Origin of the sequence: Haladaptatus sp. R4, assembly GCF_001625445.1 — an archaeon.
Lineage (GTDB): Archaea > Halobacteriota > Halobacteria > Halobacteriales > Haladaptataceae > Haladaptatus.
Genome location: NZ_LWHG01000030.1, coordinates 215,137 through 239,662, shown reverse-complemented (window position 1 = coordinate 239,662; position 24,526 = coordinate 215,137). Strand labels below are relative to the sequence as shown.

At 51.5% G+C, this 24,526-nt stretch carries 16 protein-coding genes and 2 pseudogenes; 9 read left to right on the top strand and 9 right to left on the bottom strand.

From position 1 onward, the window contains the following. Both A4G99_RS27830 and A4G99_RS26205 read right to left on the bottom strand, forming a co-directional pair. Positions 1–305, bottom strand: a 305-nt coding sequence (locus A4G99_RS27830; RefSeq protein ID WP_223302075.1) for a hypothetical protein, incomplete at its 3' end; no start/stop codon positions are given. Positions 306–455: 150 nt separating this feature from the next. Further along, positions 456–614 carry a hypothetical protein gene (locus A4G99_RS26205; protein WP_190303834.1) on the bottom strand — a complete coding sequence of 53 codons (159 nt, stop codon included), beginning with the start codon at positions 612–614 and terminating at the stop codon, positions 456–458. On the opposite strand from A4G99_RS26205, the gene tbsP reads away from it, so the two are divergent. Next, on the top strand, positions 615–1,325 hold the full coding sequence (gene tbsP / locus A4G99_RS20640) for a transcriptional regulator TbsP (protein WP_223302074.1): 711 nt from the start codon (positions 615–617) through the stop codon (positions 1,323–1,325). Between the two features lie 42 nt (positions 1,326–1,367). Here the strand turns inward: tbsP and A4G99_RS24720 are convergent, their stop codons facing one another. Continuing rightward, positions 1,368–1,919 carry a nicotinamide-nucleotide adenylyltransferase gene (locus tag A4G99_RS24720; protein ID WP_082837976.1) on the bottom strand — a complete coding sequence of 184 codons (552 nt, stop codon included), beginning with the start codon at positions 1,917–1,919 and terminating at the stop codon, positions 1,368–1,370. 168 nt (positions 1,920–2,087) lie between these two features. Here A4G99_RS24720 and A4G99_RS30015 point away from each other — a divergent pair, with 168 nt between their 5' ends. Then, positions 2,088–2,342, top strand: a complete 255-nt coding sequence (locus A4G99_RS30015; protein ID WP_394337477.1) for a HalOD1 output domain-containing protein — start codon at positions 2,088–2,090, stop codon at positions 2,340–2,342. A gap of 1,398 nt (positions 2,343–3,740) precedes the next feature. On the opposite strand, the gene A4G99_RS20625 is transcribed toward A4G99_RS30015, so the two are convergent. Next, on the bottom strand, positions 3,741–4,307 hold the full coding sequence (locus tag A4G99_RS20625; protein ID WP_066147719.1) for a pyridoxamine 5'-phosphate oxidase family protein: 567 nt from the start codon (positions 4,305–4,307) through the stop codon (positions 3,741–3,743). A 265-nt stretch (positions 4,308–4,572) separates the two neighbouring features. Between A4G99_RS20625 and A4G99_RS20620 the strand changes: the two genes are divergently transcribed. Then, positions 4,573–5,112 carry an alpha/beta fold hydrolase gene (locus A4G99_RS20620; protein WP_066147717.1) on the top strand — a complete coding sequence of 180 codons (540 nt, stop codon included), beginning with the start codon at positions 4,573–4,575 and terminating at the stop codon, positions 5,110–5,112. A 2,985-nt stretch (positions 5,113–8,097) separates the two neighbouring features. On the opposite strand, the gene A4G99_RS20610 is transcribed toward A4G99_RS20620, so the two are convergent. Both A4G99_RS20610 and A4G99_RS20605 read right to left on the bottom strand, forming a co-directional pair. Then, the gene (locus A4G99_RS20610) at positions 8,098–8,871 is read right to left on the bottom strand and encodes a TrmB family transcriptional regulator (protein ID WP_223302073.1); all 774 of its coding nucleotides are present in this window, start codon (positions 8,869–8,871) and stop codon (positions 8,098–8,100) included. After that, positions 8,864–12,625, bottom strand: coding sequence for an MMPL family transporter (locus A4G99_RS20605; protein ID WP_066147715.1), 3,762 nt, complete (start codon positions 12,623–12,625; stop codon positions 8,864–8,866). Before A4G99_RS20605 ends, A4G99_RS20610 begins: the two co-directional genes overlap by 8 nt. Before the next feature lie 993 nt (positions 12,626–13,618). On the opposite strand from A4G99_RS20605, the gene A4G99_RS20600 reads away from it, so the two are divergent. Further along, a complete protein-coding gene (locus A4G99_RS20600) occupies positions 13,619–14,824 on the top strand; it encodes an inorganic phosphate transporter (RefSeq protein WP_066147712.1) in 1,206 nt (401 codons plus the stop codon). A 672-nt stretch (positions 14,825–15,496) separates the two neighbouring features. On the opposite strand, the gene A4G99_RS20595 is transcribed toward A4G99_RS20600, so the two are convergent. The 3 genes from A4G99_RS20595 to A4G99_RS26195 form a co-directional block, all read right to left on the bottom strand. Then, positions 15,497–16,462 (bottom strand): transcription initiation factor IIB family protein, encoded by a 966-nt coding sequence (locus tag A4G99_RS20595; RefSeq protein WP_066147710.1) that lies wholly within the window; start codon positions 16,460–16,462, stop codon positions 15,497–15,499. Between the two features lie 1,149 nt (positions 16,463–17,611). Then, positions 17,612–18,784, bottom strand: a complete 1,173-nt coding sequence (locus A4G99_RS20590; protein ID WP_066147706.1) for an MFS transporter — start codon at positions 18,782–18,784, stop codon at positions 17,612–17,614. Between the two features lie 204 nt (positions 18,785–18,988). After that, the gene (locus A4G99_RS26195) at positions 18,989–19,213 is read right to left on the bottom strand and encodes an SWIM zinc finger family protein (RefSeq protein WP_190303837.1); all 225 of its coding nucleotides are present in this window, start codon (positions 19,211–19,213) and stop codon (positions 18,989–18,991) included. A 193-nt stretch (positions 19,214–19,406) separates the two neighbouring features. Here A4G99_RS26195 and tenA point away from each other — a divergent pair, with 193 nt between their 5' ends. The 5 genes and pseudogenes from tenA (at position 19,407) to A4G99_RS20565 (ending at position 24,420) form a co-directional block, all read left to right on the top strand. Beyond that, positions 19,407–20,072, top strand: a complete 666-nt coding sequence (tenA, locus tag A4G99_RS20585; protein WP_066147701.1) for a thiaminase II — start codon at positions 19,407–19,409, stop codon at positions 20,070–20,072. Then, positions 20,069–20,823, top strand: a pseudogene (locus tag A4G99_RS30010) (TenA family protein). Before tenA ends, A4G99_RS30010 begins: the two are co-directional and overlap by 4 nt. Before the next feature lies 1 nt (position 20,824). After that, positions 20,825–22,334, top strand: a pseudogene (locus A4G99_RS30005) (sodium:proline symporter). A 212-nt stretch (positions 22,335–22,546) separates the two neighbouring features. Continuing rightward, entirely contained in the window at positions 22,547–23,872 is a 1,326-nt protein-coding gene (locus A4G99_RS20570; RefSeq protein WP_066147698.1) for an NRAMP family divalent metal transporter, read from the top strand. Next, positions 23,869–24,420 (top strand): hypothetical protein, encoded by a 552-nt coding sequence (locus A4G99_RS20565; RefSeq protein WP_066147695.1) that lies wholly within the window; start codon positions 23,869–23,871, stop codon positions 24,418–24,420. The genes A4G99_RS20570 and A4G99_RS20565 overlap by 4 nt, the downstream gene beginning before the upstream one ends. Positions 24,421–24,526 lie beyond the last annotated feature (106 nt).

Genomic DNA, 24,526 nt, shown 5'->3' with positions numbered 1-24,526 from the left:
GCCTTAATATTACCATTGCTGTTCAGACACACTTGTACGTCAAGAAATTTAACACCAGTACCGTAACAACGGTTGGCACTAGCCATTGCACTCATACCACTCTCTAAACTACTTTCATTACTGTACACACTAATGGGTAGCTGATCGACTGGAACCTGCTTCGCGGATGGACTGAAAGATTGCATCTCATCAGCATACATCACTTCTTCCTCTGGAACTGGAAGATCTGAGTTATTTTTCAAACTTTTTTGTCCTGGAGCTGCAGCAGCGAGACCGGGCAGAACGAAAGATCCAGTTCCTACCATACCGATGGTTTTTGGTTAGCTACAAAATTTGGCAATCGAAACATAGTACACCCCGCAACGTAGGACGACTCATTGATCACCCGCCACATTACCTGTCCGCTTCCTTTTCGAGAGTGAAATTGATGCAAAGTAGTGAAAACGAAGCGGTGGTTAGTTCGGCAATTCCTTCCGTCCCGTTCTTACGCATGGCCAGCACGGGAAGTCACCGAGGCCATCACAGTCGCAGTCTTCGAGTTCGGTATCGTCTTCGTCCTCCGATGGGAAAGCGTCGAGCGTCCCGTCGTCGGTTGCGGTTTCGACAGCAACCATGTGCATGTCTTCGAGACGCTGATGCTGATGGCAGCAGAGTTCGACGATGAGTTGCCGGACCTCCAAGTACTTGCCGCCCCTGATGTGCTAAAAGCGTCGCTCGAAGATTTCATTCTGGCGAGTCAGGTGGCGGATTTGATCGACCAAGATACACTTGAACTTCAAATTACTACTGATATCACGCGAAGTTCATTGCTGGTCAGTGATGATGAAGTCGTGACCGTGGTAACATTGGATGATGAACTAACAGGCCTGCGTTCAGACGATGAGGAGCTGGTCGAGAACATCTGGTCGTCGTTTTCGGATGATTGGGAGGACGGTGATACATTCTCCCTCCGACCCCCGCCACTCTCGCGTGTCCAAGAAACGCTTGGTGAGGAGTTCGGCGATGAGGTCCAAGCGGACTTTATGATGGTTGTTGACTCGGTCGACACCATGCCTGGAGAGGACGACGAGCTCGATGAAGTGGCCATTGCCCTGTTAGTGGCGGCGAACAACGAGGTGCTGCTCTATGATATCAGTAAATGGGGAGAGGATACCGGCGTCGCGAGCAAAGCGACCTTCTCACAGACCAAAACACGACTCGAGGATCGTGGTTTGATTGAGACAGAGAAAGTACCGATCGAGGTTGGTCGCCCACGACTTCGATTGGTCTTGGTCCCAGACAATTTGGAGGACATTGACATGCTTGCAGACCAGGTAACGGCCTAGGCCTGTGTGAAACCACCTTACGCTTGTATCGGAAGTGGATAATCAGTGCGATGGCTCTGACTTAGTTACAGTACGGTTCTTCTCTGGTGGGTTCGTATAGGAACTAAGCCGTTGTAATCGTTGTACACCCTTGATGTCGTTGATCACCGTTCGGACAGGTTCTGGAACTAACTTCGACCACTCTTCATTCACAAGCATACGGCGTCGAACTTCGGTCCCTCGATATTGTTCTCGCATGTAGAGTGGTGTACTAGCGACGTAGAATCCATGTTCGACGAAAAGCCGTCGCACGAGTGGATTATTGCTGTAGACAACATCGAAGTGTGGACACATGCTCATCACGTGCTGAACCCACACTGAACTACGATCGAGATCAACAATCGGAATCGGGTAGATCTGGGTTTCAAAAGAGGAGGTGACGTTTGAGATCATCTGGAGTCGCTCACCACCAGTGAACGGGTTCCGAACAGAATGTGATTTCTCTGCACTACCGATCCCAATGATCATCTCATCAACGTCAGCAGCGACTTGTTCAACGAGGGAGAGATGTCCATTGTGAAATGGCTGGAAGCGACCAATAAGCAGTCCCCGCATTATTCGAGTGTTCGAAGCATGGAGTAAAAAGACTTTGTTGCAGGTAATTAATTGGCCAAGCAACCATCTTGAGACTACCGTTAGTGAAAGAATCGTCGTAGACGACTACGTCGATCTACTTGATTGTCCTACTGTAGAGTGGCTCTGTACTCTTAGCTCTCCGCTTCAATTTCGTATTCTCCAGCAGAACCTTCGATACGTAACTCAGTTTCAGATACGGAGTCGATCACTGAAGCCGTTGTGACCGCCGTGGCCGAAGTCAACGGCATGAAACCTGCGACTCCTCTGTATGAGGCGATCAATCCTGATGCCCTCGAAGCTCTCTATCAGCAGGGTTCGCCAGAAGTGAGCTTTGAGTATATTGGCTACCGTGTTACGATTCATTCTGACCGGACGGTTTCTGCCTCTGAGTTGGATAGATAGTTGGAACTATCTGAAGTAGGTGGTGAGATACAGGCGATACAACGGACGGTCAAAGAAGTTTCAGATGACTCGATCTTTGTATCAAGTAGATTCGGGTCGGTGGTTCACCAGTCGAAGACGTACAATATCTTGCTAGTGGGCAAAGCAACGTTTGACGCGGCGTGTGAGGAGTTCGAGCGTTTCGACGACCAGCAGATTTCGTTTGTCGATCACACGAATGCGGTGCTTGCTCGAAAATGCGAGATAGAGCATCTCGGTTGTAAGGGAACAGACGTTGAAACCGCTCCTGTGATTTTTGCGACGATTTTCGACTGCAGTCATGTGTTTACAGTGAGAATCCTGGTAGGAATAATGTGAGATAATACAGGTCATCACATCGCCTGCGTGATGACATACTGTGACCTATAAGGATATCGTAGGTCTCAATAATGGCGTGTAAGAGTTGAGAAATCGTCACTCGTTATATCACAGAATGCCTTTGAATTCATGAGGTGCTGTATACCCGTGACCTGAGGAAAATCGTTGTAGCAAGTGAACTGTATCATGGAGCACTGCTACAACGATCGGACACACAGCATTTCTTCAAAGACATCTATAGTACTTCAATGTTATTTATCGGTGTAAAATTGCCTCAGTCATTCGTGAAATTCTCACTCACCGATCACAAATCGTCGAGTACGGAACCGATAGATATCCACGGGAAGACGTTCAACGTTGTCGTCAAACTCTACAGCGTGCATGAGGGAAGCATTTTTGTTTAGGAGGATTGAGAGATCGATGATAGGTTAGTGTCTGGGTTGACTCTCGTGATCGATGGAGACGGTGTACTGGTGGTCTGCCGGGTTCTCGTTGGTCACTTCGACAATTCCGGGGGCTTGGACGTCGAAGGCAAATTGTTCGGCCTGTGCGCGTTGCTGTGTCGTCTCGGCAGCTTCAAGGGCTGCGGATGGATTCGTCTGGTTGGTCTTTCGAGCCTTGGCAGACGAAAGACAACGTCGGGTGGTTCAGCATCCGACGTGGGTCTCCGCTACTCGGTAGCTTGAGGATAATGGGAGTGAGCGCAGGAAGATGAGTAGACGAATTTTGAGAGACTGATCAGAATGGCCTCTTCCGGTCCGTTCATTGGTTGCGTTGGCTCAAAGAAACTCGGCCACCAGACCTGTCGAAGCGACGTCAAAGGCACAATCTCTCTCGACAGGGTTCGCTGTAGAATCAGCCCACATCGGCTACCCGACGGTCATCCAACTCGTAACATCACGAATTCCGGTTCACACAGGGCATGATCCACTGTCATGCTCCCGGAAAAGACCTTTCAGGCCGGGATTTCATCCAAGAGAATGTGAAAAGACACTACCGGCGATGAGTGCGAATTCGATGGAGCCGATCTGTGGAGTGGAATTACTGGGTTGAATCGAGACTGTACGCTCCTGGATGATCGGGATCTTTCCACCCTTCTTTGCCACTCCATGATTCGATGTCGAGACGGTAGACGGCCGTCCGATCGATTGACTCCTGTGCTATTAGCTCATAGTCCTCGCCTTCAACCAATTGGGGTGCAAATTTCTCCATAAATTGCTCAAGAACCGCTCGTTTATCCTCTCTATCAGCGAGCAAATCAATGGTTCCGTAGGCGACCACGCTCGAGTACTCGACAGTGAAGTTTACCGGTTCATCAGCCGGGATATATCGCCCTTTTTCACTCGTTGTAAAGGAAGCGCAGGATTGGTCGCCGCTCTCAACGAGTTCGTGAGCACGTCCCGCCTCTGCACCGTGGAGGTAAATCACGCCTTCATCTCGATTGTAGACGAAGAGTTGTGTCACAAGATGAGGGATATTGTCATCAATGAGACCAAGCACACCCGTTTCCTGTTCAGCGAGAAATTCAGGTATCCATGCCGGATCATCGATCGCCTTTCCTTGATAACGGATAGAATCGGTGACGTTCTTGGGTGTATTTCCGGTCATCTCTACTGTAACAGATAGGTACGGTAAAAATGATTTTGGAATTTCTTAGACATGGTCTCGTCATTGAAGGGAATCGGTACGTTCCAATGCTTCGATACTCCTTCAAGGAATCATTGATACTGAAGCAGTTCCTAGCCAGATATGAGAATACTGTAACGAGCATGAAGGGCCTCTTAATGAGATCTCCAGTAAGTTGAGTTAGAAGATACCAGTGTTCTATAGACCCTGTCACCCATCTCGGTGTCCGTATCAAAAAGAAATAACCATGGAAAAACAAGTACTGTTCATTCACGGTGGCGGTGAGGGAGCCTACAAGGAAGATATGAAACTAGTAGCAAGTCTGCAGGAAACATTGGGGACAGGGTACGAGGTACGGTGTCCGAAGATGCCGAACGTGGATTCTCCAGAAGTGTGGACAGATCGGGTAGCAAAAGAACTCGATATGTTGGAGCAGGAGGTACTTCTCGTCGGACACTCTGTGGGTGGTTCGATTCTGTTGAAATGTCTCTCCGAAAAGGAGATAGAAAAGTCCGTCACCGGAGTATTCCTAATCGCGCCACCCTACTTTGGCTCTAAAGGATGGAACGTTGACGAGGATGTACTACAGAAAGACTTCGCATCGGAACTCCCCAAAGAATCTCCGATATTCTTGTATCACAGCCGCGACGACGAAGTGGTCCCGTTTGAACATCTCGCGCTATACGCTGAACAACTCCCTCAGGCGAACATTCGTGAATTTGATGATCGTGGACATCAGTTCAACAATAACTTGTTTGATGTCGCTCGGGATGTCAAAAATTCGTAAAACAATGATGACAATCTCTTTTAACTGGTTCGTGATTCTGAATTCCCAGCGGTAGCTGCTCGGTGGGGCGCAGACACGGTTGCAATGGAGCGGCAGCCAGTGCAGCAGCGGTTCATGAACTTACCGTAGCCCATGCTCTCGCGAATATACGAGAAGAGCGAAACCTGTAGTCAGCTTTCTAATTGTCTTATTTTTTAATAGTAGCACAAAGCATTTACCGAACCCCTCAAAGGACTAGTTGTGGCGCGGTTGCCTCTGACACCCTGAATGGTCTCGCGTGGGTCTGGTGCCATCACTCCTGATCCACACGCCCTCTTCCCGCCACCCCTCCTTCGTACAACGACGGCGCTCAAGTAATCATATATCAGTGATTTCTCTTCATCGTAGTTGATTGATTCAATGAGACATTTTGAACCCAGAATGGCTGTGAAACGTGAGTGCTTCCGAGTTGGGTAAACTGAATCGTTTTGTTTCCGGAGACAGTTCGATTGTTCGCTTGCCCAGTATAGGTAAGACGATACTGATGAATGACGCCCCACCCATCGGTCGTAGCTGTTAGTGATGCATTTGTCACCGACTCGAGGGCGTGATAATTTGCAATCAGTGCTGGACGTTCAAGTTTTGTTAGTCGTATTCGATAACGGAAAGGGGATGAATTTGAGAGTTTAGTGGCTGTGAAGCCGTGAGTTTTGTTGAATGCATTCAAGGCCGCATATAGATACTCACGAGACGTGAACGTTTTTGACACCGGTGCTTCAGAGCGGTCTAAAGCTCTCGTAGTTGTGTTATTTTGTCCGAGATACCGCAGATAGATTGTGTAGTGCTCTCCATAGGTCTCATAGCGTTGTAACGGAAAACTGGCAAAGGTCGGTAGTGGAGTGGGGTATCGGATTTGTGAATAGAAGTGGACTCCCTTGGCACCACGTCGTGTTTGACCCGCAGACTGATATCGCACTGTCCCATTCGAATATCGCTGGACATTGGCCCAATCGACAGTGTAGGAATCTTCTTGGAGAATTCGTGCATGTGTTTCTGTAAGCATACCCACGTCTGTCACTCCATGGGCAGTCAAACCGGGTGCGAGCTCTCCTTGAAGGTCTGACGTAGTTGTTGTTTGAGGGTCGGAGTCGTTAAATAGAGAGTTACATCCCGCAGTGATACATAGGCAACCAACGAAGATGAGCATGAGCCAACGGCGAGAGATTTGCATTAGATTCAGTATTAATAAGACAATTGCTTAAAACTAGTGTACTTTCACATAAAATCCGAATTGAGAGAATAGTAGAGCACGAACTACCGCCGATAATGACTGACGAGAACTTCTTCAAGTGATTTGGGAGTCCGAGCTCTCGGCAGTGATCATCCGGTAGGTTGCAGATACAGTTGTGATGGAACGGCGGCCAGTGTATCTGCGGATCAAGGAGTTGCATAAACGCGACGAGTTGGAACGGGGGAAATTAAGTCCGCGGGTGGTCATCTGGTGGATTTCAGAGGACGAGTGAATATATTGCCCGATTCAGGAATTGCGTGGTAATACGTAGTGGCAAACTGGACACTTTCGTTTGAGTTCATCGATTACGCAATCACTCGTATTACCAGTCCATCCACAATCAGGACATTGAGTAAGGTTAGGACTCATTTTATTTCTCAATGGGTTCCTATACCAACTACTTTGGGAACCCAATCGGTGTCGTGATTCGGCGACCGGATTCACGGGGGTGGTACAAATATAGAAGATTTTCTCGGCTTCAGGGACAATGCGACAACGATGATCACCCGGATACGATCCGCTCGGGGTATTCTGATGTGTCTGTACAGTACTCCCTTGGGTAAGTATCGAATTGGGCATTGTGATGATTGAGTGCATTCTCGTGTTGTTTCTCGGTAATAGCAACCGCTACTGAAGGGATCAGTGGCAAGTAAAAAGTCGATTCTGACCAAGCTCTCAAAAGACGTCACTGATGCCACTGGGTACTCTCTTCTCTACACTCGTTGATGGAGTTCGTATTTCCCAGAATTGGTGTGAGTCTCGTTACTGGTTCACACGAGAGAACAGGTCATGTCGTTAACCGACGAATACACCAACATGAAGGAGAAGAAGCCCTGACGCTTACGTCAGGGAGGATGCCGCACTTCACTACTATAATTTCATTTCTAGTCCTGGTTGTCACCTTGAAATTCACAGCGAGGTGCCGATCGTCGTACCAAGACCAGACGTTAGCTGTTGGTGGGTCTGCAGCCCTGTCTGGAATCGGTGAATGATCTTTGATTGGTGTTCTGGACATGCGATGGGTACAATTGCCCCATCTTGGACCGGGACTATGGACTGGGCTGCAGAATATGATGCGAAACGACAGCCAGGACACGAGATACCACCAGCGGGTTGGTGATGGAGAAGCTTCGCTGTGTCGTCAGAGGTGAGGCCACAGATCGACGTGAACTGTTCGAGATGGTCATCACAACTGAGCACAGGAATTCGAAGCTGATCCAGGAGGAGAAATGAGACGGATTGCTGGCTAGCAGGGTCGAGAGCAGATTGGCACGCATTACAATCGATAGCTGGGAGATCGTCGGTGATTTCCGACTGTTGCTGAAAATCTGCGAGATTCATTATGTAGTGTCGCAGGCTCCAATACGGATAAGTAATTGGGACGTTTGCCAAGGGAAACACGTGAGGGGAGATATGCGACACAGTTATCGAGATTTAGGAGACAATCAAGGTTAGTATAATACACTAACTCCGTTATCAACGCTGAATCAATTCGGGTGAACGAACCACCTGAGAACAGTGTCATGGACTATGACTACAAACGAGAGTGAGCACGACGAGCAGCAACAATTTGGAGAGCAATCAACACTCGTCTAATCGTCAACTCCGCCGATTCCGTAGTGACCAACGTCACCGCAAGAAATCAGGCCGTTGAACATTGCGACTAATGAATCAAACAATCATAGCGCATTCACTGCGCCGATTTTTCAACAGGCTTACGACTCAATGATTTTTGAAAACCAGGTCTCCAAGAGACCGATCAGGATACTGGCAAACCCAGTTCCATCGCTCCAAAAGGCGACCTCGTTTTGAGTCCTATCGTGGGTTGGAACGAGGACACTCATGAGAATAACATCAGAATCGATTGCCAGAACACGACCACTCCGATCATTATCGTCCGGCTTCATCGGGAACTGGCACGCTTCGAGACCACGCTCTTCAAAAAGCTCACAAACCGCGGGGTTCCCACTCGTGATGAAGACATCAATATCATCCGCTTGTGCCTTCGAAAGCGCTGTGATTACATTGTCGTCCAGTATCATCGGATCGCGTGCGCCGAAGATAATCCGGTTGTTCGCGTTGCTGATGAGTTGGGTGACACGATCGTTAATCGTTTCTTGACCCTTGAGCGTCCAAATATCTTCTTGGGTTTCCGTTTCGTCGATTGGCTGTTGTTGCAGAGAATCAAGTGCCTCGAAGGCACGATCCTGCTCACGTTCGATCTTGGCCTGTAGATGGGCACGCGCTTCGTCCAGTCCCACGGCACGGAACTGTTGGGGGTTGGATTGTTGAACATCCACCAGACCCAGTTCTTCTAACCCATCGGCGGCCCCATAGACCTGTGAGCGCGGCACTTCACTGTTTTCGCTGATCTCGCTCGCAGTCGCCTTATCGATCGGCTGCAGGGCACAGAAGACCTGTGCCTCGTACTTGGAGAGTCCCAATCGCTGTAGCGCAGCTATCGCGTTGGCTTCCGTCGAATCAGTCATTCGTTGCTCCCACATCATCCACGGTAGATTTGTCTGCCGATTCGACCGTCATCGCATCACCTGGTCCCAAGTACCGGGTCCACAAGGCGAGTAGGCTGGGTAGCACGAAGACACTCGCAAGGAACGAGTAGATGATCGTGAGACCCGTAATGATTCCAAACTGCTGGAGGGGAGGCAGGATGGCGAATACGAGAACACCGAACCCGCCCACGGTAGTCGCGGCACTGCCGAGAAGTGCCCCACCAGTACCGGTGACGCTCTTTCGCATTGCAACCCACGCGGACGGTTGTTCGTCGAGTTCGTGGATATAGCGCTCGCTGAGATGGATACTGTAGGCGATTCCCAGTCCGACGGTCAGGCTGGTAATCAGTCCGGTAATCACGTTGAACGAGATTCCGAGGAGGTACATCGTCCCAAGAATCCAGGAGACGCTGAACGCCACAGGAAGCATCGTGATGAAACCAAGCGTCGCACTTCCGTGCAGGAAGTAGTACGTGATCATCAGGAAGATGAATGTCGCTCCGAGCGTGATGAGGAGACTTTCGATGACCGAGTTGAGCAGTTGGTCTTGAACTATCTTGAAGATGATCGGCTGACCCGTCGCAACAGCATTGAGAGTGCTTTCCTGTTCAACCGTCTCGGCAACTGCTTTCATCTGCTCGCTAACCGCATCACCGCTTGCGCTGCCTTTAACCGAGACCGTCATGTGAATTGCTTTATACTGACCGTCATCGGTACGATAGAGCACACTTTTTGCTTGGTCAGGAGCGACTGTGTACAATTTGTCGTAGACTGATTCCAGATTGCGATCCGGGACACCATCACCATTCGTGTCGGCGTTTTTGAACGTCGTTTTGAACGAATCGTTCTCGTTCGCGACGGACCGCATAACGGACAACGGACTATCGATGTCGGGTTCTCCACTGGAGAGAACGACCGTTGAATCTTTCTCGGCCGCTCCGTTTTCTGCTTTTTCAACCGTTTCGAGCGTGGATGGTTGGGTGATATCTCCTCGTATCAGTATCTCTGCATTGGAATCCTGCCGCAGGAAATTGTTGTTCACGTATTCCAGCGAGGATTTCACCGTATACTCACCGGGGGCGAAGGGTTCCGGCAATTCGGTCATTACGCCCGACGGATTGCTTGCCAGGAAATCCTCCTGCGAGAAGCTCGTATCGACTTGTGCTGCACCAGCACCGCCGAGGACGGTGAGAATCACGGCGATGGCGAGTACGATACGTGGTGCTTTGCGAGCTGCCGTCGCACCGCCAGCGAGCACCGCGCCAAGTCGTCCACCTCCGGTACCGAACGCCCGTTTCTCCCTATCCCAACCGCGGGCTTCCAAGAACGAATCGAGTTCGGTTTTCAGAGCAGGAATGAGTACACCGAAGATAATCAGTGCCGCCGTAATCCCGACGGAACTCACGATACCGAACTGACGAATTGGGGGCACGTCGCTGACGAGATTCGAGAGGAACCCGATTACAGCGGTTACAGTCACGAGAATCAACGCGATTCCGAGACTCGATAACGTGACCTTCATCGACTGTTCGACACCTTCAGTACGATCTCGCTCCTCGCGATGGCGCATGAAGACGTGAATGGCGTAGTCGATCGAGAGCCCGATAAGTAACACTGGGACTGCAATGAAGATCTGGTTGAAGTCGATACCGGTCCAGCCCATGAAGCCGAACGTCCACACGAGAACGAGGCCGATACCGAAGAGCCCCAGAATGATATCGAGAAGATCTCGATAGGCAAATATCAAGACGCCGAGAACGAAGATGACCGCTAGGGGTCCGACGATAAGAATACTGTCGCTCATCGAACGCTGAGTCTCGTCCGAGATAATGCCGCTTCCGAAGACGAGGACGCTCGACTGTTCTGCCTTGAACTGCTCGTGAGCGATCGTTTGCATGGCAAGCTGTGAATTCATGATCCGATCGCTCGACGTCTGACTACTGGTGGTTTCACCCTCCGTCTGTTGGGTGACAACGATCATCGTCGCGTTCGCATCCGTGCTCCCGGCTTTGTAGCTGGTCGGCATGAACGCGAACGCGCCGTCACCACCAGCACTTGCACCACCAAAACTGGAGTTCTCGGCCAGAATGGTCGTGGTCGCATTATCGATCTCCGATTGATTATGTGATTCGAGGATCGACAGCTGCTCGGAAAGCGTGAAATTAGTCCCGTTTTGGAGTGCTTGCTGGTCGTTCTTGAGTTCCTGTCCGTCCTCTTTGAGTGCTTCCTGAGCGTCTTTGAAATTCTCGAACTGCTCTTGGAGCTGTTGACCTTCTTCTTTGAGCTGCGCGGAATCGTTCTCCAACTCCGCTTGTGCTTCTTTCAGCTCTTGGGAGTCCTCTTGAAGTCGTTGTGAATCTTCCTTGAGTTGCTCACCACGCTCCTTGAGCTGCTGTGAATCCGTTTCGAGCGCAGCCTGTTTTTCCTGCAATTCCTTTTTGTCCTGCTGGAGTTCGCTAAATGCTTGCTGAAGTTCCTTGCCTTCTTGCTGTAGTTTAGCTGACCGCTCTTCCAATTCAGCACGTTCGGCCTGCATCTGTTCTGCAGTTTCTTTGAGCTGTTCGGATTGCTGTTCGAGTTCTGCCTTATCTGACTCGAGTTTAGCTGCTTGCTGTTTGAGTTGTTGGGCATCCTTTTCGAGCTCTTGGCGGTCCTGCTGGAGTTCGGTCGATTTGTTTACGAGCTGAGCTTGATCAGCTTTCAATTCGGTCTGTTCTTCTTGAAGTGAACCGAGACGTTGTTCATACTCGGTATCGTTGATCGTACCATTCTGGTGGGCCTCCTCGATAGTGGCCCGCTGCTCTTGCAAACTCTTATTACGCGCTGCGAGCTCCTGTTGAGTCTGATTGAGTTCTTGGGCTCGTGCTTCCAAATTCGCCTGGCGTTGTTCGAGCTCTGCTTGGCTCTCGTTGAGTTCTTGAGCACGTTGTTTGAGCTCCTCGCCCTGATTCTGGAGCTGTGCTTTGCTCTCGTTCAACTGTTTGGCTTGCGCTTGTAGCTCCTGGCCCTTCGCTTGGAGCTGTGCTCTGCTCTCGTTGAGCTCGTCAGAGCGTTGTTGGAGTTTTTGTCCGCGTTGTTTGAGTTCCTGACCCTCCTCTTTGAGCTCTTCACCGCGCTGTTGGAGTTCCTGTTTACTCTGATTGAGTTCGTCCGAGCGCTGTTGGAGTTTTTCCCCTCGCGCTTGCAGCTCTTCACCTTGCTCTTTCAGCTGCTCTCCCCGTTGCTGGAGTTCTTCTTTACTCTCGTTGAGTTGTTCCGAACGGGCCTGAAGCTGTTTACCCCACTCGGTGAGATTTTCCTTTCGTTCCTGGAGGTTTTCGCCACGGGATTTGAGCTCTTCCGCTTTGTCTAATTGGTTAATCGTTGTGGCGAGGATATTCGCTATCCCAACCGTTGGAGAGTCTTCGGTAAGAGTTTCGTTTACGGTGCTATTATTCCGCAGTGCTTGCTGTAACTTGATTTGATTTTTGAGTGAATCTTTAGAGAGCGTATTGTTATCACGGACGATTATTTGAGCACTCGTCGTGTTGTTCGATCCCGTCGAAAAGTTCTCGCTAATGTAACTCTGTGCTTTTGCGGCTGAACTGCTATCACTTTGAAACGAATCGAGGGAAGATGATTGTCCTACCATCGACGCACCCGATCCGAGAAGCAACGAAAAGACGAGTAGAGCGACGATAAAAAGACGACTGTGTTTGACGATCTTGTCGCCGAGTTTGTCAGAGAATGACATTTGTACCACGTTTTCTGCGGTCCCTCAGTTTTGTTTGTAGCTGCCTACTCACAACCATTGTCGGTATTCTTCTACTCACAAGTGTCCCATATCCTTTCCGAATTCTAAGGAGTATTATTGAAATATGATAAGAGAAACCGAGAATAGCTTTAGAAGGATGTATAAATCCAGAGAACACCATATAGGTATACCATTTTTTAATACTATTCGGAATAATATGGTTTCCATAGTATCACTACGAATGCGAACGGACATGGGTTTTGGTCTGCTCGATAGGGTGGGAGAAATCATCCAGATCACCGCCAATGTATAAATTAGTTGAAAATCTTGGAAACGTGAGTCCTCTTTTTGAACCCTATACTACAGGGTCTTAAGCGGAGCTACCTACTTGAGGAGACTGATACGGTGAGACAGGGTAGAGTGAGTGCCACGAACAGGGACGATTTGCGGAACAAGCGAGTAATGACAATATTCTTCGAGTGGTTCGTGAGTCCGAGTTTCCAGCGGTGGCTGCTCGGTGAATCGCAGATACGGTCAGATGAAACGGCGGCCAGTGCATCAACGGCTTGAGGAGCTTCATGAGTGTGGTGCGTTAGAACGAGGGAAATGGAGTCCACAGGAGGTTATCTGGTGGGTTCCAGGGGAATAGATGCTTCACTCAAATAGAACTCGACCCGTCTACATCTGTTTCTTTTTGGATTCTAAGCCACAGTATTTTGATGGAGTAATCGCCTCTCTCTGGTATGAACGACAGATTACTCGAAGCAACCGAACATCCGGAAGAACTCATCTGTCGTGGCGCACGGAACGATTACATAGCCTTGCAACTTCCATAAGCCAATCTGCTACCCGTGTGAACGATCGTACACGAACTTCTGATCGAATGTTACGAGAGTATATATCCGGAAATACCTATGAATTGTTCAGGACGCTCATTCAAGCAGCGGGGCTATTGCTATTGACGATGAATAGGGTACGTAGTTCAAAGAGCAGATGGCTATCCTAAAATCATTCATTGTCGTGGCTGGTGCGATCACTACAAGTCTAGCGATGGCGTGGGCACTAGGCGCGAGTAGTAATTCACCCCCCTTTGCACCAGCGGTTGGTGCAAATGCCCTATCGACGATGCGCGCTGCATTTCTTCTAGGACTACTTGCTGCTTTAGGAGCGATCACACAAGGTGGCAATATTTCGAAAACGGTGGGAGAAGGGCTAATAGCGGGCGTTCAATTAACACCACTCGCAGCGATTGCAGGTCTACTGACAGCAGCTGGCTATATCGCGCTTGGAGTTAGGGCAGGATATCCGATTCCAGCTGCGTTTGCAACCACAGCGTCGATCGTTGGCGCGGGACTGGCACTTGGTGGGGAACCTGCATATGGGACCTATCGTGAGATTGCAACATTCTGGGCAGCAGTACCGGTGATGTCGATCACGATCGCTTATACGACGGGCCACTTGCTCCGTCGCACCAGTCTTTCCGAACAAACCACGCTCCCGATCCTCGGTGGGATCGTCGGTATCATCGTCGCGAATATGCCCTCGGCACTGATTCCTACCCCTGATACTACACAGGGAACCATCGCGAGTTACGTTTCTAACTCGTTGATGATGACTGGCCCGACGATAATTGGGGAGTACAATCTTGTGATGGCATCTACGAGTTTGATTCTGGGTCTCGTCGCAGTCGGATTACTTCGACGATCACTCAATCGTTCGATCGACCGTGGAGTTCGGCTCTTTTTGATTGCTCTCGGGAGTTTAGTCGCCTTTTCGAGCGGTGGCAGTCAAGTCGGCTTAGCGACCGGTCCACTGGAACCCCTGTTCGAATCACAGCTGCAACTTTCAGGGACGATTTTGCTGTCGTTCGGAGCAATTGGGATTCTGCTAGGAGCATGGATGGGGTCGCCACGTATTCTCCAAGCAGTCGCACGTGATTACTCGTCGCTTGGCGTTCTACGCTCAATTGCAGCGCTGATTCCGGCGTTTATCATCGCTCAAACCGCGATAATTCTCGGCTACCCGATCTCGTTCAACAATATTATCCTCTGGAGTATCATTGGAAGTGGCCTAACTGAAGGGACAGAAAGTATCTCCGTCCGGAAAACAATTTATACAGTCGCAATTTGGCTGCTCACACTCCTTGGTGCAGGAGGCACTGGATTTATACTGTATCGAGCGTTTGCCTTTGTTCTGTAAACGAAGTCAGCCGGACATTTAGCTTGTCATCTTCGGTAATAGCGCATCCATCCGTTTCAGTTAGTAAGTCGGTTTCTCGTTAAGGAAAGCTATGGAAAATATCCACGAATACCATGTCTCTTTTCAGAGGGTGAGTGGTCCTTGCGAGAGCACGCACAACAACCATGCAAGCAGATACAGTATGATTAATCATGCTGTATCACCAGCGGAGACGGCGACGTGGTTCGCTAGCACATCAGCGACACAACACAAAACGTCTGCAGAAGCAACTCAATGAGCAACGTCGCCGCATCGCCGCGTTGGAACGAGTGATATACAAATCTCAGGCAGAATCCGCTACCGACGGGACTGTCGAAGGAAAGTGTGCACAGTGTGCCGATGGAATCCTCTTCCATGATGGTGACAGGATTTACTGTCGAAATTGTAGATATGTCGCGTTCCTGTGACCAGAGAAATCATATCCACTGTTCCCACCAACAGGGATAGCTTTGTCCTTCGTAGTCAGTGAATGTAAACCAGCATTATGTGGTGAACTACCCAGTTCACGCCCCGAGACACTCAACCTGCCCTGCTTGTGAAAAATACACAAAAATGTTTATCCTCTTGATTGTATATGTGTCGATTTAAATCATCAGTTAGAAGTAAGTTTGAATATTACGGGTGTACCGATAATTAATGCGATCTATTGAGCGCGCTCATCTGCTCTTGATACCGCTTACGGACAGTCATTTGAGAAATGTTGGCGACGTCGGCAATTTCAGCTTGGGTGTTTTCTCCCTTACAAAGAAGCGTGGCACCATAAATCGCTGCTGCGGCAACACCAACGGGTGATCTGCCCGAGAGTAATCCTTGATTGATTGCGACGTCTATGATTTCGTTGGCTTTCTCTTTGATCTCGTTAGAACAGCTGAGTTCTGAACACAAACGGGGAATGTACTGATGTGGGTCAGTGGGTTCAATTTTGAGTCCAAGTTCCCATGCGATATACCGATATGCCCGGCCGATTTCGGTTCGTTCCACACGCGACACGGCCGATACTTCTTCCAGACTACGAGGGATCATTTCACTCCGACACGCTGCATACAAACAACTGGTTGTAACGCCTTCGATTGATCGACCTTTAATCAGATCGTCATTCAGTGCGTGGCGATAGAGTACGCAGGCAATTTCCCTCACCGAACGCGGGATGCCCAGTGCGCTTGCCATTCGATCGATTTCGCCAAGCGCGAACTGGAGATTACGCTCGTTGGCGTTTTTCGCCCGGATACGCTCTTGCCACGTCCGTAGCCGGTGCATCTGTTTGCGTTTCTCGGCCGATAACGTGTGGCCAGATGCATCCTTGTCTTTCCAGTCTATCGTCGTCGTTAGGCCCCTATCGTGCTTGGTGGGCGTCGTCGGTGTGCCAACTCGAGCTTTCTGTTGACGATCCCGATGGGTGAACGCTCGCCATTCTGGACCATGGTCGATACTGCGTTCTTCAACAACTAATCCACAGGTCTCACAAACGAGTTCCCTCCCATTGGGGCTCGTAATTAACGTATTTGAGTGACACTCGGAACAGATTTGGCCACGGTTGTGTTTCTCGATATTCTCTTTCATCTCGTCGTCGGGTTCGATTCGACGAGTAGAGTGTGACATACTCTAGCGCAGAGTGGTTCGACTTGGTTAACGTCTCTGCCTGTTATATCCACCAAACGTTCTAAACAAGCATCGGGCTGGGAGATTGACGCCAGAATCAGTAATCGGTGGAACTGTGGATTTGTGTCTCTTTAAAAGTGTTGATTAAAAACTGAAGCAGTGGTTAGTTCGGCAGTTCCTCCCGTCCTGTTCGCACGCACGGCCAGCATGGGAAGTCATCGAGGCCGTCGCAGTCACATACTGATGCTGTTTTAAACAATCCGGATGGAAATACTGAAAGACCAGCGTCCTTAGATGCGTATATGGAATCAAGTGAATTGAATCCCTTCGCACTCATCAGTGATGAGATACGGGCGAAGATAATTAAGGCACTAGGCGATGCGAGGGTAGAGAAGGGAACAAAACCGATACTCACGTTTACCGAGCTGATGAACCGGACGGCTGTCGACATACCAAGCAGCCAATTCAATTACCACCTACAGCGTCTTCAAGGGATTTTCGTTGATAGGGTCGATGGAGGATATCAGATGCGAGTGGAGGGACGCATCGTCTATCATGCACTCCGATCTGGAACCCTTGATCGACCTGATGTAGACTACAAATACACGCTTGACACAGGCTGTTATTACTGTGGTCAACCAATGGAGGCAGTATTTGAAAATAGTGTCGCTCGGATTCGATGTACTGACTGTAACCACCTTTACGAGATTATCGGTACTCCACCAGCCCTTGATCCTACAGGGACAGATCCAGTCACGCAGTTCGAACGATATTGTCGTCAGATGCAATTTGCATTCGCAAACCGAAGCTGTAGGACATGTGGCGATCGGACAACAATTAATGTACTCCGACCTCCACAGATTCCATTCAACACAGATAGCCGGGGGGTAGCAAGCATATACAGTTCGTGTCCATCCTGTGGAGACCAATTTTTCCTCTCAGCCGGGGAACTGATTCTATACGATGAGGGCGTCGTTTCGTTCTGTCACGATCGAGGGCTTGATGTCCTTAATCAGCCGGTGTGGACGATTCCATTCGCGGCAACGGATCGTTCAGTCGTTGTTTCGAATGAGGCACCGCTAATTCTCACAGTTCGTATTGAACTAGCTGGAGAAACTCTTCTGGTACGAGTAGACAACTCTGCAGAGATTATCGAACGAATTCGTTCCTGACCGGTGTCATACGTATCCAGAGCAGTCCGGCAGCAGCTACTGACAGACAGCCAGAGACTGCAAGAAATGAAAAGAGGCCAATACGTTCGGCAAACTGACCGGCGACGAGATTCGCGCCACCACCGGCGAGCGACAAAGCCATTGAAACACCAGATAGGACTGTGGCTCGCCCCATATCGTCTGCCCGATCGTTCACATATTGTGCCCGCAACGGCTGGACGATACTCTGGATTGCCCGCACAAGGAAAACGACCGGAACGACAACGACCGGTAAAACACCAACCAGAAGAAATGCAATGCCAACAACAGGGATGAGGAGACGGAACGAGTCACTTACCCCGACACGGTCGGCGAGCCAGCCGGTCGCTGCAGCTGAACACGCAGAAACCAGTTTGAGGCCTGCATAGAGGACTCCCAGTGCAGCAACCGGAACACCCACACCCGTCACAGCAGGTTGTTCGAAGGCACGGAGAACGTCAAAGAGTGCATAGAAAATGGCAGAATAGACAATGAACCACCGGAGACCAGGGGCGGTAACTGTAGTTAAGAGTGTCCGCAGACCATCGACAAGCGTTAGACGGCGTGTGTCAACAGTCACTATGGGAAGAGCCATAAGGACAGGCAGACCAGCAGCGGAGAGAGTTGCACCTGCAACGAACGGTAGCGGCCACGCTACGGTAACTAGGACGCCAGCAGTGACGGCACTGATGGCTGAGACAAGGAGTGAGACAGTACTGCCACGGCCACGAACTCGCGCAAACTCGTCAGAGTCAAGACGTTCAGAGAGGATCTCATAGAGCCACGCCGATCCGGTACCAGACTCAAGACTCCATCCAATCGCCCACAATATGTAGAGAAGAACATAGGCAGTTGGTGTGGTAATGACGGTGTACAAAGCCATGACAAGAGTGGTGATAACACTGGAAAGTGCGAGAGTTGACCGACGGCCGAGTCGATCACCAAGATAACCAGTGGGGATTTCAGCGAAGACAAGCGCGAGTCCAAATGCCCCCTGTGTCAAGCCAATTATATCGAGACCGAATCCACGTTGTTGTTGGAGAAAGATGATACCGACAGGAAGGTAAAAACCATTTGAGAGAGTTGCCTGGTAAAGGTAGTAGAGGAAAATTGTTCGCCGGGTAGTGGACATGATAGGAACTGACCGTGCACGGTACTTGGCATCTCTCGAAAGCGCGTTTTAGTTGGAATTCTGAATATATATCTGTAGTCCACTCTTTTACTGGGGACTAATCACGTTTGATCGCTACATCTGTGCTTTCCGTGAGCGTTTGCTGGTCGGTGATATCCGAGAACGTCACTAGCGTGTCATGGATAAAAAGAGCTGAAGGGGTGGTTAGTTCGGCAGTTCTTTGCGACCCGCACGAACGCACGGCCAGCACGAGAAGTCCCCGAGGCCGTCACAGTCGTAGTTGTCTGGTTCGATATCGTCGTCGTCCTCGGAGGGAAAGGCCTCGAGCGTTCCATCGTCAGTTGCGTGTTCGACGGCGGCCATGTGTTTGCAGCAGGTGTTCCGGTGAACGTGGTGCGGGCACGTGCAGGCCATCAGTTCTTCAGTCACGTCGTCGATAGCAACTGTGTACTGGTGGGCTGCGGGGTTCTCGTGGCTCTCGTTGGTAACTTCTACGAGTCCGGGGGCACCGACGTCGAAGGCAAACTATTCAACCGATGCACGTCTCAAAAATCAAGAGATCTCGTCGAATCACTCAATTATATTACTAAATGATATTGGAGAGGAACACTCATATTTAGGTATGAGCTTCAGCAGCGATCTCGAAACAGTGGCCGAACCGATCTGGGATGCTATCGTAGCGCATCCGATAGTTGAGGAGTTAGGGGCAGGAACCCTTGATGAAGAGCCATTTAGGTATTGGGTCAGGCAAGATTACATCTACTTGATTGACTACGCACGAGTGTTCGCCCACGGTGCGACGAAGGCACCTGATCTCGAATGGATGGGTACATTCGCCAAACTCCTCGATTCGACAATTAACACTGAGATGGATCTACATCGCGAGTACGCGGCCGAGTTCGATATCACGGAGAGCGATCTGGAGACTACGGATCCATCACCCACTACGAGGGCGTACACCGACTTCCTCGTGCGTATCGCGACAACGGGGACGTTCGGTGATCTCGTGGCTGCACTCTTGCCCTGTATGTGGGGCTTCAACGAGACAGGAAAGCGACTCGCAAAGAAAGGATTGCCGGACGATGATCGGTATGCTTCGTGGATTGAGATATACGCAGGCGATGAATTCACGGAACTCACGACGTGGTGTAAGGAGTTGATGGACGATGTGGCCAGGAATAAAAACGAGGTCGAGTGTGAGCGCTTTCGGAACCTGTTTCGAACGTCCGCTCGCTACGAGTACCGCTTCTGGGACGCCGCTTGGCGACAGGAGGAATGGTCGGTATGACTGGCCGTGATACCAACGTTGCCAGCGTTCCCGAGACCTTCGAGAAGTACGCGGAGGTATATGAGACGGCCGGATTCACCGACTGGCTTCGCGAACGTGCGCAACCGGAATGGTCGGAAGCGACGTCCCATCAGTTCACACGCGAACTCGGAACCGACGACCTCGACGATGAGGTCTTCCAGCTGTATCTAGTATAGGACTACGCCTTCGTCGGAACGCTCGTCGGGGTCTTTGGACACACCGTTGGAGACGCACCGACTATGGAATCGAAGTCACAACTCGTCGATTTTCTCGAGATACTGACCGCCGACGAGAACGACTACTTCGAGCGCTCCTTCGAGGCACTCGACGTTCCAGAAGCTGAGTACACTGATCCCGAATTAACCCCCGAAACTCAGGCGTTCGAGGATCTCTTAGAGCGAGCCGCAAGGGAAGGCGGGTATGCCGAGACGCTCGCGGTTCTCCTTCCCGCAGAGTGGATCTACTTGGAATGGGCCAATACCGTTGAAGGCGAATCGCCCTCAAGATTTTACCTTGCGGAGTGGATCGACCTCCATGCCAACGAGAGGGGTTCGAGAGCTTCGTGTCGTGGCTCCGCGACGAACTCAATCAAGAAGGCGAGGCCGCCTCACCCCGTCGTCGGCGACAGATCGAACGACTCTTCCGGCGAACGGTATCGTTAGAGATCGCCTTTTTTGAGACAGCATACGACCCCCACGATGCGATGGACGTCGAAGGAGGTGAGAAGTGATATGGTGAGTTCTGCCGTGGCGCTTGGACTGACGATCGCGACGCTTGCGGTCTTTACCGGGATCGGGGTTTGGTTCTCACATGGGAGGGTCGAGTCTGTAGAGGATCTCATCACTGCACGCAATTCAACTGGGGAAGGGCGAACGTCGGCCACGCTCATCGCCTCGGCCATGGGTGTCTGGATTCTCCTTTCGGCCCCAGAAGCTGGCGCCCTCTACGGAATCGCGGCCGTGGTGGGTTACGGGGTCGGTGAGGCCATTCCGATGCTCGCGTACTCAAAGCTCGGCCCGTGGATCCGCGAGGTGATTCCAGAAGGCCATTCGCTCACTGAGTACGCCTACGTGCGGTACGGCGGTGCGATGTACGCGTTCGTGATCGCCGTTAGCGTCCTTTATATGTTCGTGTTCCTCGCCGCGGAGCTGACCGGAATTTCGCTGGCGCTCCACCACGTAGCGGGAGTTCCTCAATGGCAGACGGCGGTTCTCGTTGGTGGATTTGTCCTGCTGTACACCGGTTACGGCGGCCTCCGGGCTGATCATCGTCACGATCGTACTCGTACTCGGCGGAACCGACGGCGTTTACGAGGGGATCGTGTCTGCTGACTCCACGCTCCTTGATCCCGGGTTCGTTCCAGGGATCAGGTTCGGCGCTGCACTGGTTTTCGCGATCCTCGGTGCGGAACTCATCAATCAAACGTGGTGGCAGCGTATTTACGCCGCCAGCGGATCCGACACGGTTGAGCGAGGGTTCCGCACCGCGACCATCGCTAACGGCCTAGTTCTCCTCTTGGCCACGCTCCTCGGTGTCGTCGCAGTCGGTAATGCCGATGTCGTCACTCAATTCGGCAGTGAGAATTATAACGCTGGAATTGACTTTTTCGTTCTGCTCGAGGGCACCGTCTCAGAGTGGGTCGTCCTCAGCGTCTTCTTGCTAGCGCTCTTGTTAGTGATGAGCACTGCCGACACGCTGTTCAATGCGTTGTCGAGCCTCGTGACAGCCGATCTCCCGCGGTTGCTCGAAAACCCGGACGACCGAACCCTACGATTCAGTGGGCGGGCGTTTACCGTGGTCATTGCGGTCGCCGCAATCGCGGTGAGCCTTCGCGCTCAGAGTGTCCTTCGCCTCTTTTTCGTTGCCGACCTCCTCGGTGCCGCCGTAGGCTTCCCGCTCGTCTACGGCCTGTTTAGTGGCCATCTCTCGGGTACGGGAGCCCTCCTGAGCAGTCTCGCCGGACTCGCGGCCGGGAGCGCTTACTTCCCCTTCCCGTTCGGCCTCCACGAGGTATTGGATTCATTGCTCGGAGATGCTCTCCCAGCGGCTGACACGACGTATTTGATTCCCTTCGCCGGCGCGTTTCTCATCTCGACCGTGCTAACGTTGATTATCGCACGATTTTCGAGCGAAAAATTCGACTTAGCTCGACTCTCCCACGAGATTCGCAGATTCGATGAACCGGCAACCGACGGTGGTTTGCCGGTGGACACAGACATTGACGTAGAGGTGAGTAAGTAATGGCAGTCATGGGTCTGATGGTTTTCGCGATCGTTCTCTGGGGAAGTCTTCTCGGCGTTCTCCTCGTATTTTGCTACGAGGTAGTCGTGATTACTAGAGATATCCGTCAGTTAGAGTGGGGGTGAACAGCTTGGGATCTCACCCCGAGACAATTGACCTGCTCGGTCCATAGAGTCGGTATGTATTTTATTCTCCGGTAATACCACCAAGGTATGAACGAAACACCGACTACTGTGACCACCGCGGAGGGCAGAGCAGTCCGCGACTACCTCCGTGAGATGGGCCCATCGTGGGTTGCCGGGGCGATCGCCGCAGGGCCGGCGACGATGGCGAGTCTACTCACTGCGGGTGCACGCTTCAACTACGCCCTGCTTTGGGTCGTGATTCTCTCTGCGGTCGCAGGTGCACTAGCGCAGTATCTCGCAATGCGGTTGGGACTCCTCACCGAGCGGGGAATTGTGGGCATCGTCGAGGAGTATCTCGGGGAGTGGTGGGCCTGGATTCTCGTCATCGATGTGGTGATTGTAGCTGGCGTCGCACAGCTCGTGATCATGAAGACGGTCGCTTCAGTCTCGTCGACGATAACGGGAATCGACGCCAGAATATGGGGGGGTATCTGGGCGCTGGTTCTGGCCATCGGTCTCGCCGGGCGAGGGTATCGTTTCATTGAATTTTTTGCGAAGATCCTCGTTACCGCGGTCGTCCTCGCATTCGTCGCATCCCTTTCCGTCGTTCCGATCGACCCAGGGAGTGCCGTTCAGGGACTTTCTCCATCACTTCCCTCCGGCAGTGCGGTTGTGGCTGCGGGCATCCTCGGCGGTTCGGTTCACATCACGCTGATCACGATGCATTCCTACACAATGCACGCTCGTGGGTGGACTGACCGTGAGTACAGCCTCGCAACCTTCGATATCGTCGCCTCGATGCTCGTCGCGTTTGGCATTTACAGCGTTGCGATCTTCCTCGTTACTGCCAGTGTGCTCACCGACCCCAACCTGACGACCGTGAGCGCGGCACAGGCTCTCGGCCCGCTTGTCGGATCGAGCGCCAAGTGGCTTTTCCTTCTTGGGCTTGGTGGTGCGGCAGTCTCAACACTCGGAGGAAATACAATCGTCCTACCGTTCCTCGTCGCTGATAAACTCGGCTGGAACACGACGGTCGAAGACTCACGGTACCGGACACTCCTCGCCGCATTCGCGCTGCTGTCTGCTCCCGGTGCCATCATCGGTGGGGAAGTTATCGGCCAGCTCGTGCTCGTCCTTGCGCTTGGAACAGTTGGAACGCCGTTTGCTCTCGCCATCGTCCTTTATCTCCTGAACTCCAAGGCAGTGCCAGAGTCGAACTCGACGCTCGCCAACAGTGGGGGGCTCGCCTTACTTCTCGTTTCGGGGGCGCTTGCAGTGAACTTCGTTCGCGAACAGATTGCAGGCGGCATCGATTCGGCGTCGGGGATCGTCCTAGCGTTTGCCGTCATCCTCGGGATCGCGACTCTCGTCCTCCTTGGAAAATATGCCCGTGAAGAGACAGCCATCAGATGACCGACCTGCCGTTCCCACTCTCCGGTTCGACCCTGATTGTCGGCCCTTCTCAGACTGGGAAGACCCGTCTCACCGCCCAAGCGCTCGATGCTTGGATCGAACAGAAGGGTACCGAGGGCGTAGTCGTCATAGAGTTCGCACCCGAGGTCGAACGCGACGGATGGGTGCTCGGCGGCAGGCTCGACCGCTTTACGACGATTCCTGATCGAGTATGGTACGGTGTCCTCGATGCGCATGCCCCGCGATCGGAAGGCAAGACTGAAGAGGAGATGGTCGCACTCGCCGGCGATAACGCCGAGCGAGCGGAACGAATTCTCGATGAGGCTCCCCAACCCCGAGCAGTATTTATCAATGATTCCACCATACCGCTTCAGCACGCGAAATCTGATCTTCAAAAGTTCACGACCTATTGTACAGACGCAGAATGCGTAGTGATGAACGCTTTTGAGAGCAATGAACTCGGGACAGACGATCCAGTCTCGCGTTGCGAACGTGAGGCTGTCAAGATTCTCCGAGAATGGGCCGATCGAACAATTTCACTGGAGTAGATAGACAAAATCCCTCTCAGAAGTTGGTCTGATCGCCCAATATGGGAATTCTGGTCAAATCGAAGATTCAACATTGAAGCGGAAGAGTTCTCATTGTGCGCGTTGC